Genomic DNA, 14,948 nt, shown 5'->3' on the forward strand with positions numbered 1-14,948 from the left:
GGAGAAGCTGCAGGCCCGCCTGGTCCGCCGCCCCAAGCGCTCCGAGGTCCCCGTGACCTGCGAAGAGCAGATGGTGGTCGAATACTACGCTCGCTAGATCAGTAGTTCCGGGGCCTGAAAACTCCGGAACCACCCCAGCGAGATGCCGCCTCCGTGCACGGAGAAGGCGCAGAACAGCCCGCGGCATCGGCCGCGGGCTGTTCAGTAGGTAAGGTGATGAGAGCGGCGGGAAAGACGCCTGCACAAGGCACGCCCCGCCGTCGTTAGCCGGACCCCCGCAGCACCAGGCATGCCTGCGCTGCGCGCGCGGACCGGATGACGCCGTCAACCAACAAGAGGAGCGTTTGAACCTATGTCAGGTGGAGATATTGCCGGACTGATCGCCGCGGGCGTATTCGCGGTGCTGGTGGCCCTGCTGGCCATCCCGGTGTGGAAGCTCGGCAAGGTGTTTGATGAACTGCGCCAAGCCATCCGCGAGCTCAGCGACGGCACCACCCCGTTGATTGGCGAAGTCACCACCACCGTCAGCACCACCAACGAACAGTTGAGGAAGGTCGACGGCATCTCCAACAACGTGTCGGACGCCTCGGCCAACGTTTCCGCCCTGACGTCGCTGCTCTCCGCGACCCTGGGCTCGCCGCTGATCAAGGTGGCAGCCTTCTCCTACGGCGTGCGCAGCGCCTTCAATACCGCCGGCAAGGGCGCGCCCGAGGGCAAGCGCCGCCGCGGCCGCTAATCCGCGAGAGGAACCGACATGAAGCGAATGATCTGGATGGCTGCAGGCGTGGCGATCGGCGTGCTGGCGGTCCGCAAGCTCTCCCAGACGCGGGACGCGCTGGGGCCGGCCGGACTCAACCGCGCACTGGGACAGGTGGCCGATTCGGTGGCCACCTTCGCGGACGCGGTCCGGGACGGCATGCAGGAACGCGAAACCGACCTGCGCCTGGCCCTGGGCATCGATTCCGCCGACGACGTCCGCACACGCTAAATTTTTCTACGGCATTCAAGCCACGCACCGGCCCGCACGGGCGGTTTGTACCCTGGAAGGTAAGACACAGGCACCATGAAATCCCACGAGATTGTCCGCCGCTGGCTCGACTTCTTCGAGAAAAAGGGCCATGCCGTGGTCCCGTCGGCGTCCTTGGTGTCGCCGGACCCGTCGCTGCTGTTCACCGTGGCGGGCATGGTGCCGTTCATCCCGTACCTGACCGCCCGCGAGACGCCGCCGTACCCGCGCGCCACCAGCGTGCAGAAGTGCATCCGCACCGCGGACATCGAAGAGGTCGGCAAGACGGTCCGGCACGGCACGTTCTTCCAGATGTGCGGCAACTTCTCCTTCGGTGACTACTTCAAGGAGCAGGCCATCTCGATGGCCTGGGAACTGCTGACCAGCCCGGTGGAGCAGGGCGGCTACGGACTGCCGCCGGAGAAGCTCTGGATCACCGTCTACGAAGAGGACGAGGAAGCCCTCGCCATCTGGCGCGACCAGGTGGGTGTCCCGGCCGACCGGATCCAGAAGTCCGGCAAGAAGGACAACTACTGGTCCACCGGCCAGCCCGGCCCCGCCGGCCCGTGCTCGGAAATCTTCTACGACCGCGGCCCGGAGTACGGGATCGAAGGCGGCCCGATCGCCGATGAGACCCGCTACATCGAGATCTGGAACCTGGTCTTCATGCAGTACCAGCGCGGCGCCGGCATCGGCAAGGAAGACTTCGAAATCCTGGGCGAGCTGCCGCAGAAGAACATCGACACCGGCCTGGGCATGGAACGCCTCGCGATGATCCTGCAGGGCGTGGAGAACATGTACGAGACGGACCAGGTCCGCCCCGTGCTGGACAAGGCCGCGGAAATTTCCGGCCGGGAATACACCAGCGCCGAGTCCGACGACGATCCGCACCACACCGACGACGTGCGCCTGCGCGTGGTCGCCGACCACATCCGCTCCGCGCTGATGCTGATTTCCGACGGCGTGACCCCCTCCAACGAGGGCCGCGGCTATGTGCTGCGCCGCTTGATCCGCCGTGCCGTGCGCGCCATGCGCCTGCTCGGCGTGGAAAAGGCCTGCCTGCCGGAGCTGCTGCCGGTCTCCCGCGACGCCATGAAGGGTACTTATCCGGCGGTGGCGGACGACTTTGAGCGGATCAGCCGGATCGCCTATGCCGAAGAGAAGGCCTTCCTGCGCACCATCGCCTCCGGCACCGCCCGGTTGGAAGAGGCCGTGAAGGAATCGAAGGCCGCGTCGAAGCCGATTTCCGGCGAGGACGCCTTCACCCTGCACGACACCTACGGCTTCCCGATCGACCTCACCCTGGAAATGGCCGAAGAAGCGGGCCTGCAGGTGGACGAGGCCGGTTTCCGCACGCTGATGGCCGAGCAGCGCCAGCGTGCCCAGGCGGATGCCCGCGGCAAGAAGCTGGGCCATGCAGACGTGACCGTCTTCCGCGAGATGCTGGCCGAGGGCGAGACCGTGTTCACCGGTTATGACGAACTGAACACCGAATCCACCGTGCGCGGGATTGTCCGCGGCGGCGAAGTGCGCGGTTTCGCCGGCCAGGGCGAGGAAATCGAGCTGGTGCTCGACGCGACCCCGTTCTACGCCGAGGCCGGCGGCCAGGCCGCCGACGTCGGACTGATCACCGGCGACGGGTTCGTGGTCGAGGTGCTGGATGTGCAGAAGCCGGTCAAGGGCCTGAGCGTGCACAAGGCCGTGGTCCGCGAAGGCGAACTGCCGGCCGGCGCCACGGTCCAGGCCGCAGTGGACGCGCAGCGCCGCCATGCCGGCGAGCAGGCGCACTCCGGCACGCATATCGTCCACGCCGCCCTGCACCAGATCTTGGGCCCGGAGGCGCTGCAGCGCGGTTCGTTCAACAAGGCGGGCTACCTCCGCTTCGACTTCTCCTGGGGCGAGGGCCTCTCTGACGCCGCCAAGTCTGAGGTCGAAGAAGTCTCGAACCTGGCCATCCGCAACAACTTCGAGGTCCAGACCCGGGTGATGCCGCTGGCCCAGGCCCGCGAGCTGGGCGCGATGGCGCTCTTCGGTGAGGCATACGGGGACACCGTGCGCGTGGTGGAGATCGACGGCGCCTGGTCCCGCGAACTCTGCGGCGGCACCCACGTGGAGGCCACCTCGCAGATCGGTTCGCTGACGCTGCTGGGCGAGGCTTCCGTGGGCTCCGGCAACCGGCGGGTGGAGGCGTTCGTGGGCATGGAGGCCTTCCGGCACATGGCCGCCGAACGCGCGCTGGTGACGGAGCTGTCCGAGATGCTCAAGGTCCCCGGCGCCCAGCTGCCCGAGCGCATTGCCGCCACCCTGGCCAAGCTCAAGTCCGTGGAGAAGGAACTGGACAAGCTCCGCAAGGAACAGCTGGCAGCCTCCGCCGCCTCGCTGGTCTCCCAGGCGCAGGACGTGGCGGGCACCCGCTTGCTGGCGCACAACGTCGGCGACGTCAACGGCGCTGACGACCTGCGCAACCTGGCCCTGGACCTGCGGACCCGGCTGGGCTCCGAGCCGGTCACCGTGGCGATGACGGGTGTAGCCAACGGCCGGCCCCTGATCCTGGTGGCGACCAACGAGGCAGCACGCGCCGCCGGTGTGAAGGCCGGCGCGCTGGTCAAGGTCGCTGCCGGCGTGCTGGGTGGTGGCGGCGGCGGCAAGGACGACGTTGCCCAGGGCGGCGGATCCGACGCTGGCAAGATCGACGAGGCACTGGCCGCCGTGACGGCTGCGGTCGCGAACCGCTAGGGGCCTGGCAGCGTGTCTTCTACCGATTATCCGCGCGGCACCAAACTCGGTGTCGACGTTGGTTCGGTGCGTGTGGGCGTGGCCAGCTGTGATCCGGACGGAATCCTGGCCACGCCGGTACGCACCCTGAAGCGCGACGCCAAGAAGGACAGCGACATCAGGGTGCTGGTGCGCGAGGCCGCCGAACGGGGCGCCGTTCAGGTTTTCGTGGGGCTGCCGCGGACACTGTCCGGCGGCGACTCTGCGTCCACCGAGATGGCCCGCAGCTATGCCCGGAAGCTGGCCGCAGCGTTGGCCGCGGCGGGTTCCGGGGCCTGCGTCAGCCTGATTGATGAACGCCTGACCACCGTGGCGGCGCACCGGGGATTGCGTGATGCTGGCATGGATACGCGTCAACATCGTAAAGTGGTGGATCAGGTAGCTGCGGTAGGTATCCTGCAGCAGGCCATTGACATGCAACGGGCCCAAGGACAGGACGTGGGGACACCTGTCGCACCGCCAGCCGGCAGAGGAGTGCCGGCCGCCAGCCATGAGGAGCCGACGATTACGCACGGACATGACCGAAGCGGGGATCCGGGAACGTGAGCAAACACCCCGACGACTGGACCAACCTGCCTTCCCGGCGCGCCGCGCGCGGACGCCAGGCCGCTGATCCGCGCTTTGACGACACCGTTCCGCCGTACTGGGACGACGACGCGGTACCCGAATGGGAAGAGCCGCCCGCGGACGAGGCCTGGCCCGATCCGGCCGGTCAGCCGGCGGTCGAGCGCCCCGACGCAGCCGCAGCGGACGAACCGGCCGCCGACCGGAACGACCCGGATGCCGGCTGGCACGACCCCGAGCCGGCAACCGTCGTCCAGCATCACGTGCCCGCCCCGGGCGAGCACCGCCGTCGTCATCAGCCGGAGGCAGAACCCGAGGCAGAGTATGCCGCCGTCTCCTCGGCAGACGAGGCAGAGTACGCTCCCGGCGCCGCGGAACGCGGCTGGGAAGCCGCGGACGAAAACCAGGGCTACGGGGACGACGGCCAGGTCTACCACGACGGCCGGCTGGACTTTTTCGAGGATGAACCTGCCGCCGGCCGGAAGCGTCCGGTCCGCACCAAGAAGAGCGCCCGCCGCCGGCGCAACACCATCATGCTGGTGGTTTTCGCGGTCTTCGCCGCGGGCCTGGTCGGCGTGGTGCTGTTCCTGCAGAACCTGCTGGGCATGGGCGGCGAACCTGAAGACTATGCCGGCCCCGGACAGGGGCAGGTGACCTTCACCGTTGAACAGGGCGCCGGTCCGCTGGTGATCGCCGAGGCGCTGGTTCAGCAGGACATCATCTCCAACAGCGAGACCTTCCTGGGCGAACTGGCCAGCCAAGCGGACGGCCGCGAGGTGCAGCCGGGCGACTACCAGATGCAGTACAAGTTGCCCGCTGCCAAAGCCGCCGCCATCTTGCTGGAGGACGTGGGGGAGAAGGTCTCCTACACCGCCATCAACCGCACCTGGCGCCAGGATGAGGTCTTCGCCGCGCTGAGCAAAGGAACGAAGATCCCGGCCTCCGAGTTCGCTGAACTGGCCAAAAACCCGCAGCAATTCGGACTCCCGGATTCAGCACGCAACCTCGAAGGCTACCTCTTCCCGGGCGAGTACCGCTGGCCCCTGGGGACCAGCGCCAAGGACATTCTCACCGAACTGGTGGGCAACACCAAGGACCGGCTGACTAAGGACGGGATTTCCGATCCGCAGGAGCAGTTCCGGGTGCTGACCATCGCCAGCATCATCGAAGCCGAGGCCGGCGAAGCCGACTATGCCAAGGTAGCCGGCGCCATCCAGAACCGGTTGAAGCCGGACAACACCGAAACAAACGGCCTGATCCAGTCGGACGCCACGGTGACCTACGGGCTGGGCCGAAAGGGCTACGACATCACGCCGGAGGAAAAGGCGGACAAGTCCAACCCCTACAACACCTACGCGCACACCGGGCTTCCCGCGGGGCCGATCAACTCACCCGGCGGACCGGCCATTGACGCCGCCGCCAGCCCGGCCGACGTGCCCTACTACTACTGGGTGACGGTCAACCTGGACACCGGCGAGACGAAGTTCGCCAAGACGCTGGAACAGCACAACGCATACACCAGGGAATACCAGCAGTGGTGCAGCACGCAGAAAGAAGGCCGGTGCAGTTGATCGCCGGTCCCGCCGAGGGCGCGTCTGCCGACGGCGTGTCCGCCGGCACGCTGCCCGCGGCCCATCAGTATCAGGCTGCGGTGCTCGGGCATCCGATCGGCCACTCCCGGTCGCCTGCGCTGCACCGGGCCGCGTATGAGCTGCTTGGGTTCGACTGCAGCTACCGGGCCATCGACGTCACCGAGGACCAGTTGCCGCAGTTCATCCAGACCCTGCGCAGCGAGCCGGGGTGGGCTGGGCTGTCAGTGACCATGCCGCTGAAAGCGGCGATGGTCGGCCAGATGGACCGCACCAGCCCGCTGGTGGATCTGCTGGGCGTGCTCAACACCGTGGTTTTCGAGTACGACGGCGAGGGGCGGGTGACGCTGTCCGGCCACAATACCGACGTGGCCGGGATTGTCGGTGCGCTGCGCCATGGCGGAGCCCGCGAGGGCCAGCCGGCGGTCATTCTGGGTGGCGGCGGCACCGCTGCCGCCGCTGCCGCCGCGCTGGCGGAGCTGAAACCGTCCGGCGTGACCCTGTGCCTGCGGGATCCGGCCAAGTCGGGCAACGTGCAGGCCATTGCCCGGCGCCTAGGTCTCCCGCTCCAGGTAGCCGGCTGGGACCAGGCAGCCGCGGCAGTGCAGCGGGCCGGAACGGTGGTTTGCACCCTTCCGCCGCAATCTGCGGACCCCCTGGCTGCCGAGTTGGCGGCCCAGGCGGGAACGGACCGTGGCGGGAGCGTGCTGCTGGACGTGGCGTATGATCCGTGGCCCAGCGAGCTGGCAGCCGTGTGGCAGCGCCAGGGCGGCTCGGTGGTGCACGGCCTGGAAATGCTCATCTACCAAGCGGTGGAGCAGGTGCGGCTGTTCGCCGGCGACCGCTTCACCGACACCGCGGATGTCACAAATGTGATGTGTGACGCGGTGGGTGCACCGCGGCGCTAAACCGCCCCCCGATGCATGGCAGTATTGAATCCATGTTGCGTTGGTTAACCGCCGGTGAATCCCATGGTCCGGCCCTGGTAGGAATTATCGAAGGCGTCCCCGCCGGCGTCGAACTCACCGCAGCCGAGGTCCAGGATGCGCTGGCGCGGCGGCGCTTGGGCTATGGCCGCGGCGCCCGGATGAAATTCGAACAGGACGAGGTCACCCTGGTGGGCGGCGTCCGCCACGGCCTGACCCAGGGCGGCCCGGTGGCCATCGAAGTAGCCAATACCGAATGGCCCAAGTGGGAAACCGTGATGTCCGCCGATCCGGTCGATCCTGCCCAGCTGGAGGACCTGGCCCGCAACGCCCCGCTCACCCGCCCCCGGCCCGGGCACGCCGACTTCACCGGCATGCAGAAGTACGGCTTCCACGAAGCCCGTCCGGTGCTGGAGCGCGCCAGCGCCCGCGAGACAGCCGCCCGGGTAGCCCTGGGCACGGTAGCAGCGAAGTTCCTCTCCGCACTCGGCATTCGGTTGGTCAGCCACACCACCGCCGTGGGCCGGGTTTCGGTCCCCGAAGGCAGCCAGGTTCCGCTGCCGGACGACGTGCTGGCCCTGGATGAAGATCCGTTGCGCTGCTTCGACGCCGAGACGTCCCTGGCCATGGTGCAGGAAGTTGACCAGGCGCACAAGGAAGGCGAAACCCTGGGCGGCGTGGTCGAGGTGCTGGCCTACGGGCTGCCGCCGGGACTGGGCAGCTACGTGCACTGGGACCGCCGGCTGGACTCCCGCCTGGCCGCCGCCCTGATGGGCATCCAGGCGATCAAGGGCGTGGAGGTCGGAGACGGCTTCCTCACCGCCGCCCGCCGCGGATCCGCCGCCCATGACGAAATCGTCCGTGACGAGAACGGCACTATCGTGCGTGCCACCAATCGCGCCGGCGGCATCGAAGGCGGCATGAGCATCGGCGAGACGTTGCGCGTCCGTGCGGCCATGAAGCCGATTGCCACGGTGCCCCGCGCCCTGGCCACCATCGACGTCAGCACCGGCGAGCCGGCCAAAGCCCACCACCAGCGTTCCGACGTCTGCGCCGTGCCGGCGTCCGGCGTCGTCGCCGAGGCCATGGTGGCGTTGGTGCTGGCCGAGGCGGTCACCGAGAAGTTCGGCGGCGATTCCGTGGCCGAGACGGCACGCAACCTGCAGTCCTATCTGGCGGCCATCCCGGAGTCGCTGGATTCGATCGGCCAGTAGTGGCATCCGGGGAACCGATGCGGCTGCGGCGCCACCTGGTGCTGATTGGACCGATGGCGTCGGGCAAATCGACGCTGGGCAGCCAGTTTGCCAATCGGCACGGCCTCGCTTTCGCCGACAGCGACAAGCGGCTGGTGGAACGGCACGGGCCGATTCCTGCGATCTTCACCTCGCTGGGCGAGCATGCCTTCCGCGAACTCGAGGCCCGCGAAGTGGCGGCGCTGCTCAGCGAAGGCAAACCGCCCGCCGTGGTCTCGCTGGGCGGCGGCGCCATCCTGGACACCGGCACGCAGCAGCTGCTGGCCAACTGCACCGTGGTCTTCCTGGACATCGATGTGGACACGGTGCGGCCGCGCATCATCAAGGACACCGGACGGCCACTGCTCGCCGGTGATCCCGTGGGCCGCTGGACCGAGACCCTCCGGCAGCGCCGGCCGGTGTACGAGCGGCTGGCCGACCTGGTGCTGGACACCCGCGGCAAAAGCCAGCAGCAGCTGCTGGCCGAACTGAGACAACTGCTTGAGGAAAGGCACGAACCGTGAGCAACACCCCCGAGGCCACCGTCATCCCCGTCACCGGGAATACCCCCCAAGAGGCGTACGACGTCGTCGTCGGCCATGCGCTGTTGGGCCGGCTGCCGCAGGTGCTGGGGGAGCGCGTCCGCAAGGTGCTGGTGATTCATCCGCGGGCACTGCGTGCCACCGGCGACGCCGTGCGCGAGGACCTGGCCTCGAACGGGATGGAGGCGCTGACCGCCGAGATCCCGGACGCGGAGGAGGGCAAGCACATCCAGGTGGCCTCGTTCTGCTGGGAGGTGCTGGGCAAGAACGACTTCACCCGCTCGGACGCCATCGTGGCGGTGGGCGGCGGGGCGGTCACCGATGTGGCCGGCTTCGTGGCCGCGACCTGGCTGCGCGGCGTCAAGGTGGTGCACATCCCCACCAGCCTGCTGGGCATGGTGGATGCCGCAGTCGGCGGCAAGACCGGCATCAACACCGCCGAGGGCAAGAACCTGGTGGGCGCGTTCCATCCGCCGGCCGCCGTGCTGGCCGACCTGGACGCGCTGCAGACGCTGCCGCCGAACGAGCTGATCACCGGCATGGCCGAGGCGGTCAAGTGCGGCTTCATCGCCGATCCGGTCATCCTGGACCTGATCGAGGCCAATCCGAAAGCGGCCAGCACCGCCGGTACTGCCCAGCTGCGGGAGATCATCGAGCGTTCCATCCGGGTCAAGGCCGAGGTGGTTTCCGCCGACTTGCGCGAGTCCGGACGCCGCGAGTTCCTCAACTACGGGCACACGCTCGGTCACGCGATTGAGCTGGCCGAGCGTTACCAGATGCGCCACGGCGCCGCCGTTTCGATCGGTCTGGCCTTCGCCGCCGAGCTGTCCCGGATGGTCGGCCGGCTGGACGACGCCACCGCCGACCGCCACCAGGCGATCCTGACGTCCCTCGGGCTTCCCGTCACGTACCGCCGCGACCGCTGGGCCGCCCTGCTGGACGGAATGAAGCGGGACAAGAAGGCCCGCGGCGACCTGCTCCGGTTCGTGGTGTTGGACGGATTGGCCAAGCCCGGCATCCTCGACGTCCCGGACACCTCGCTGCTGTTCGCCGCCTACCAGGAAATCGCCGAGTAGCACTCCGCCGCGTCGCGGCGGTCGCCGGGCGGCACCGGGGCGCCTCGGCGCCGGTGCTGTCCACGTTTTGGGAGGGCGCCGAATGTTTCCGCAGGTCAGGGGCTTGGGCGCCGCCAAGAGTTGGACAATTCCTGCAGAAAGTGGACAGCTTGGGCCGAGAGCAAGGGCCATCGGCCGTGCCCTCGCAGATTAACCCTGTGCCGGACAGGCATACCCTCCCCAGAAGAACATGTCCCGCCGCCGGCATTCCCACCAGAACCCGCCGGCTCCACCAAACGTCTCAAACCCGCGGGCTCCGGCGGGACAGATCCAAGGAAGCCCGCCGGCTTCGAGCAGGCAACCCGCCAGCAGGTAGAATGTCTGCTGGACTTCGCTCCGGGCCGGGCGGACCTTCCGCCGGCGGCCCGCCATCATCGACGAAAGTGAAACTGTGGCCACAACCAACGACATCAAGAACGGCACCGTGCTGAAACTGGACGGCCAGCTGTGGAACGTCATTGAGTTCCAGCACGTGAAGCCGGGCAAGGGCGGCGCGTTCGTGCGCACCAAGATCAAGAATGTCGTCAGCGGCAAGATCCAGGACAAGACGTTCAACGCCGGCCTGAAGATCGAAACCGCCACGGTGGACCGCCGCGATTACACCTACCTGTACAAGGACGGCGACGACTTCGTCTTCATGGACGTGCAGGACTACGACCAGGTCACCGTTCCCGGTCCGGTAGTCGGCGAGGACGAGAACTTCCTGCTGGAAAACATCAAGGTCAACATCGCCATGCACGACGGCACGCCGCTCTACATTGAGCTGCCGGCCTCCGTGGTCATGGAGATCACCTACACCGAGCCCGGACTGCAGGGCGACCGCTCCACCGGCGGCACCAAGCCCGCCACCGTGGAGACCGGCTACCAGATCCAGGTTCCGCTGTTCCTGGAGACCGGCACCAAGGTGAAGGTCGACACCCGCACCGGCGACTACCTGGGACGAGTCAACGACTAGTGAGTGCCCCTACTTCAGCCCGCGGCAAGGCCCGCCGCAGGGCCGTCGACGTCCTTTTTGAAGCCGAGCAGCGCGGCGTGAGTGCTGCCGAGGCACTGGCCGGACGGGACAAGACCGACCAGGTGATCAATCCCTACACGGCGCAGATCGTGGAGGGCGTCGCCGCCCTGCAGCCCACCATCGACGAGTTCCTGGCCACCTACGCCCAGGGCTGGACGCTGGACCGGATGCCCGCGGTGGACCGCATCATCCTGCGCGTCGGCTCGTGGGAACTGCTCTACAACGACGACGTGCCCGACGGTGTCGCGGTGAGCGAAGCCGTGGAGCTGGCCAAGACTCTGTCAACGGACGAGTCGCCGTCCTTCGTCAACGGACTGTTGGGCCGGTTGCAGCGGCTCAAGCCCACGCTGCTGGCTTAAGGCGCCTGTTCAGCCACCATCCCCACGGGCGACGGCGGGTGCCCGCTTTGCGGGCATCCGCCGTCGCTCGTTTGCGTCCGGCACGGCTCTCGCGCCGCGCAACCGCCGCCGGTGGCTGGTCGTTCGGTGAGTTTGCCCACATCGGCCACAGATCGCCGTCGTGCAGCCGTCACGAAGCAGGCGAGCGGAGCCCGGCGTGGTAATTTTGAGGGCGCAAGCAACCTTTAAATTCCGTCCAGTGAGGCGGGGAAGGAGGCGGCAAAAGATGAACACGGACTCACCGGCGCAAGAGCCGGCATCGTCGCGAGTTGTACTTGCCGAAGCGGACATCAACCGCGCATTGACCCGTATCGCCCACGAAATCCTCGAGGCGAACAAGGGGTCCCAAGACCTGGTCCTACTGGGCATTCCGCGCCGCGGTTATCCGCTGGCCCGCCGGCTGGCCGCCAAGATCGCCGCCGCCGATCCTTCCGTTGCTGCCGAAGACATCATCGGACAGCTCGACGTGACCATGTTCCGCGACGACCTCCGCCGCCACCCCACGCGTACCCCGTTGCCCACCCAGCTGCCGGCAGCCGGGATCGACGACAAGGTAGTGGTTCTGGTCGACGACGTGCTCTACTCCGGCCGCACCATCCGCGCGGCCCTGGACGCGCTGGTGGACCTGGGCCGGCCGCGGATTGTCCGGCTGGCCGTCCTGGTGGACCGCGGGCACCGCGAGCTCCCGATCCGGGCCGACCATGTGGGCAAGAACCTGCCCACTTCCTCGGTGGAGAAGGTCCGGGTCCGGCTGGCCGAAATCGATACGAATAACGGCAGCCCGGCCGCCGACGAGGTAGTTATCGAGGACTTCAGCGCATGAAACACCTGCTATCCACCGCGGACCTGGCCAAGTCGGACGCGGTGCAGATCCTGGATACGGCCGAGGAAATGTCCGCCGTGTCCCTGCGCGAGGTCAAGAAGCTCCCCGTGCTGCGCGGCCGGACCGTGGTCAACCTCTTCTTCGAGGACTCCACCCGCACCCGGATCTCCTTTGAGGCCGCCGCCAAGCGGCTCTCGGCCGACGTGATTAACTTCGCGGCCAAGGGATCCTCCGTGTCCAAGGGCGAATCGCTCAAGGACACCGCGCAGACCCTGGAAGCGATGGGCGCCGACGCCGTCGTCATCCGGCACTGGGCCTCCGGTGCACCGGCGCGGCTGGCCAATTCCGGCTGGATCGACGCCACCGTGGTCAACGCCGGCGACGGCACCCACGAGCACCCCACCCAGGCGCTGCTGGACGCCTTCACGCTGCGGCGCACCTGGGCCAAGCTCAACGGCACCACCTCCACCGGCACGGACCTGGCCGGCATGAAGGTGGCCATTGTGGGGGACATCCTGCACTCCCGGGTGGCCCGCTCCAACCTCTGGCTGCTGCGCACGCTGGGCGCCGAGGTCACCATGGTGGCGCCGCCCACGCTGCTGCCGGTGGGCAGCCGCGATTGGCCGTGCACCATCAGCTACGACCTGGACGCCACGCTGGCCGCCGGGACGGACGCCGTGATGATGCTGCGCGTGCAGGGCGAGCGGATGAACGCCGCCTACTTCCCGTCCACGCAGGAGTACTCCAGCCGCTGGGGCTTCAACGACCTCCGGCTGGCGGCGCTGGATGCCTCCGGCCGCGACGGCACCATCATCATGCACCCCGGACCGATGAACCGCGGGCTGGAAATCTCCTCGGCCGCAGCCGACTCCCCGCGGTCCACCGTGCTGGACCAGGTCCGCAACGGCGTGGCCGTGCGGATGGCCGCCCTCTACCTTCTGCTCTCCGGCGGCACAGCGTCCGCCGCTCCCGCACCGACCGCCCAGGAGGCCAAGTGACCGCGCCCGGCACCAAGTCCAGCACCGTGTCCAACACCGAGTCCAACTCCCAGGCCAGCTACCTGATCCGAGGGGCCTCGCTGACCGGCGGGGACCGGGCCGACCTGCTGGTCCGCGACGGAAAGATTGCCGAGGTGGGCAGCGCGCTGAGTGCGGCAGGCGCCGTCGTGATTGATGCAGACGGGCTGATTGCGCTGCCCGGCATGGTTGACCTGCACACGCACCTGCGGGAGCCGGGACGCGAGGACGCGGAGACTGTGGAGACAGGCACCCGCGCCGCGGCCCTGGGCGGCTTCACCGCGGTGCACGCGATGGCTAACTCGTCGCCGGTGGCCGACACCGCCGGCGTCGTCGAGCAGGTCTACACGCTGGGCCGCAGCGCCGGCTGGGCCGACGTCCGCCCGGTGGGCGCGGTGACCGTGGGGCTGGCCGGCGAGCGGCTGGCCGAGCTGGGCGCGATGGCCGATTCCCGCGCCCGGGTCCGGGTGTTCTCCGACGACGGCATCTGCGTCTCGGATCCGGTGCTGATGCGCCGCGCGCTGGAATACGTCAAGGCGTTCGACGGCGTGATCGCCCAGCACGCGCAGGAGCCGCGGTTGACCGACGGCGCGCAGATGAATGAGGGCACGGTTTCGGCGGTGCTGGGCATGACCGGCTGGCCGGCCGTGGCCGAGGAAAGCATCATCGCCCGCGACGTGCTGCTGGCCCAGCACGTGGACTCGCGGCTGCACGTCTGCCACGTCTCGACGGCCGGATCGGTGGAGATCATCCGCTGGGCGAAGGCCCGCGGCATCAAGGTCACCGCCGAGGTCACGCCGCACCACCTGTGGCTGACCGACGAACTGGTCCGCAGCTACGACCCGGTCTACAAGGTCAACCCGCCGCTGCGCACCGACGAGGACGTGCAGGCGCTGCGCGCCGGCCTGGCCGACGGCACCATCGACGTGATCGGCACCGACCACGCTCCGCACCCTTCCGAGGCGAAGGAGTGCGAGTGGGCGCAGGCGGCGATGGGCATGACCGGCCTGGAAACCGCGTTGTCCGTGGTGCAGCACACCATGATCGAATCCGGGCTGATCGGCTGGGCGGACTTCGCCCGGATCACCTCCGCCATGCCGGCGCGGATCGGCCGGTTGGCCGGCCAGGGCCAGCCGCTGGCAGCCGGCGCGGCCGCCAACATCACACTGGTCGACCCCGCGGCCCGCTGGACGGTGGACCCGTCGGCCATGGCCACCAAGGGCCGGAACTCGCCGTTCGCCGGCCGGCAACTGCCCGGCCGCGTGGTGGCCACCTTCCTCAACGGACACCCCACCGTGCTGGACGGCGCCCTGAACACGCCCGCACGCCCGGCGAAGGAGGGCTGAGATGAACCAGATCCAAGCCGGTCTGGTGATGCTCGCCGTCGCCGTCGTGCTTCTTGTTCTGGTGGCGGTGGGCTGGCGGAACCGGCTCAAGCGCCAGCAGGACATCGCGCCGCTGCCGCAGATCCCGGCGGACACCGCCAACCCCACGGGCTACTACGAAGGCATGTACGTAGTGACCACGACGGCGGGGGACTGGCTGGACCGCGTGGCCGTCCACGGCCTGGGCGTTCGGACCAAGGCCGCGCTGCGGACCTATCCGCACGGCGTGCTGATCGAGCGGCCCGGCTCCACCGACCTCTACATCCCGGCAACAAGCATCTCCGGTGTGCGCACCGAGAGCGGCATGGTGGGCAAGTTCGTGGAATCCGAAGGGCTCGCCGTGATCACGTGGAAACTGGGGGAGCGCGACGTCGACACCGCCTTCCGCACCCGGCAGGCCGCCGATAAACAACCGCTGCTGGTGCAGCTGCAGACATACCTACCCGCCGTACAGGAAGACTAGGAAACATCGTGAGCGCAGAAACAACCTCCGCAACCGCACCGGCGCTGCTGGTGCTCGAAGACGGCCGGACCTTCCGCGGCCGCAGCTACGGCGCCCAGG

General features: G+C 68.4%; 15 protein-coding genes and 1 pseudogene. All 16 read left to right on the forward strand.

The features are described from left to right. Positions 1 to 97: pseudogene (locus tag AC5RWT_RS26725) on the forward strand (30S ribosomal protein S4); the annotation flags it as partial. Positions 98 to 352: 255 nt separating this feature from the next. After that, positions 353 to 736 (forward strand): DUF948 domain-containing protein, encoded by a 384-nt coding sequence (locus AC5RWT_RS26730; protein WP_127512668.1) that lies wholly within the window; start codon positions 353 to 355, stop codon positions 734 to 736. A gap of 18 nt (positions 737 to 754) precedes the next feature. Continuing rightward, on the forward strand, positions 755 to 988 hold the full coding sequence (locus tag AC5RWT_RS26735) for a DUF6167 family protein (protein ID WP_452035545.1): 234 nt from the start codon (positions 755 to 757) through the stop codon (positions 986 to 988). 75 nt (positions 989 to 1,063) lie between these two features. Continuing rightward, a complete protein-coding gene (gene alaS / locus AC5RWT_RS26740) occupies positions 1,064 to 3,742 on the forward strand; it encodes an alanine--tRNA ligase (RefSeq protein ID WP_494082837.1) in 2,679 nt (892 codons plus the stop codon). Positions 3,743 to 3,754: 12 nt separating this feature from the next. Next, the gene (gene ruvX / locus AC5RWT_RS26745; protein WP_494082838.1) at positions 3,755 to 4,327 is read left to right on the forward strand and encodes a Holliday junction resolvase RuvX; all 573 of its coding nucleotides are present in this window, start codon (positions 3,755 to 3,757) and stop codon (positions 4,325 to 4,327) included. Beyond that, the gene (gene mltG, locus AC5RWT_RS26750) at positions 4,324 to 5,916 is read left to right on the forward strand and encodes an endolytic transglycosylase MltG (protein WP_494082839.1); all 1,593 of its coding nucleotides are present in this window, start codon (positions 4,324 to 4,326) and stop codon (positions 5,914 to 5,916) included. The genes ruvX and mltG overlap by 4 nt, the downstream gene beginning before the upstream one ends. Before the next feature lie 50 nt (positions 5,917 to 5,966). Beyond that, positions 5,967 to 6,842, forward strand: a complete 876-nt coding sequence (locus AC5RWT_RS26755) for a shikimate dehydrogenase (protein WP_494082846.1) — start codon at positions 5,967 to 5,969, stop codon at positions 6,840 to 6,842. 32 nt (positions 6,843 to 6,874) lie between these two features. Further along, complete coding sequence (gene aroC / locus AC5RWT_RS26760) at positions 6,875 to 8,074, forward strand: chorismate synthase (RefSeq protein ID WP_494082840.1); 1,200 nt, start codon at positions 6,875 to 6,877, stop codon at positions 8,072 to 8,074. Next, positions 8,074 to 8,616, forward strand: a complete 543-nt coding sequence (locus tag AC5RWT_RS26765) for a shikimate kinase (protein WP_494043699.1) — start codon at positions 8,074 to 8,076, stop codon at positions 8,614 to 8,616. The genes aroC and AC5RWT_RS26765 overlap by 1 nt, the downstream gene beginning before the upstream one ends. Further along, the gene (gene aroB / locus AC5RWT_RS26770; RefSeq protein ID WP_494082841.1) at positions 8,613 to 9,710 is read left to right on the forward strand and encodes a 3-dehydroquinate synthase; all 1,098 of its coding nucleotides are present in this window, start codon (positions 8,613 to 8,615) and stop codon (positions 9,708 to 9,710) included. The genes AC5RWT_RS26765 and aroB overlap by 4 nt, the downstream gene beginning before the upstream one ends. A gap of 430 nt (positions 9,711 to 10,140) precedes the next feature. Further along, positions 10,141 to 10,704 carry an elongation factor P gene (efp, locus tag AC5RWT_RS26775; RefSeq protein ID WP_494082842.1) on the forward strand — a complete coding sequence of 188 codons (564 nt, stop codon included), beginning with the start codon at positions 10,141 to 10,143 and terminating at the stop codon, positions 10,702 to 10,704. After that, the gene (gene nusB, locus AC5RWT_RS26780) at positions 10,704 to 11,123 is read left to right on the forward strand and encodes a transcription antitermination factor NusB (protein WP_494043702.1); all 420 of its coding nucleotides are present in this window, start codon (positions 10,704 to 10,706) and stop codon (positions 11,121 to 11,123) included. The genes efp and nusB overlap by 1 nt, the downstream gene beginning before the upstream one ends. A gap of 265 nt (positions 11,124 to 11,388) precedes the next feature. Further along, positions 11,389 to 11,985 (forward strand): bifunctional pyr operon transcriptional regulator/uracil phosphoribosyltransferase PyrR, encoded by a 597-nt coding sequence (gene pyrR / locus AC5RWT_RS26785; RefSeq protein ID WP_494043703.1) that lies wholly within the window; start codon positions 11,389 to 11,391, stop codon positions 11,983 to 11,985. Next, a complete protein-coding gene (locus tag AC5RWT_RS26790; RefSeq protein WP_494082843.1) occupies positions 11,982 to 12,983 on the forward strand; it encodes an aspartate carbamoyltransferase catalytic subunit in 1,002 nt (333 codons plus the stop codon). Before pyrR ends, AC5RWT_RS26790 begins: the two co-directional genes overlap by 4 nt. After that, positions 12,980 to 14,347, forward strand: a complete 1,368-nt coding sequence (locus AC5RWT_RS26795; RefSeq protein ID WP_494082844.1) for a dihydroorotase — start codon at positions 12,980 to 12,982, stop codon at positions 14,345 to 14,347. The genes AC5RWT_RS26790 and AC5RWT_RS26795 overlap by 4 nt, the downstream gene beginning before the upstream one ends. A 1-nt stretch (position 14,348) precedes the next feature. Continuing rightward, entirely contained in the window at positions 14,349 to 14,849 is a 501-nt protein-coding gene (locus tag AC5RWT_RS26800) for a PH-like domain-containing protein (protein ID WP_494082845.1), read from the forward strand. Positions 14,850 to 14,948 lie beyond the last annotated feature (99 nt).

It is taken from the genome of Arthrobacter sp. Dra40 (assembly GCF_059091905.1).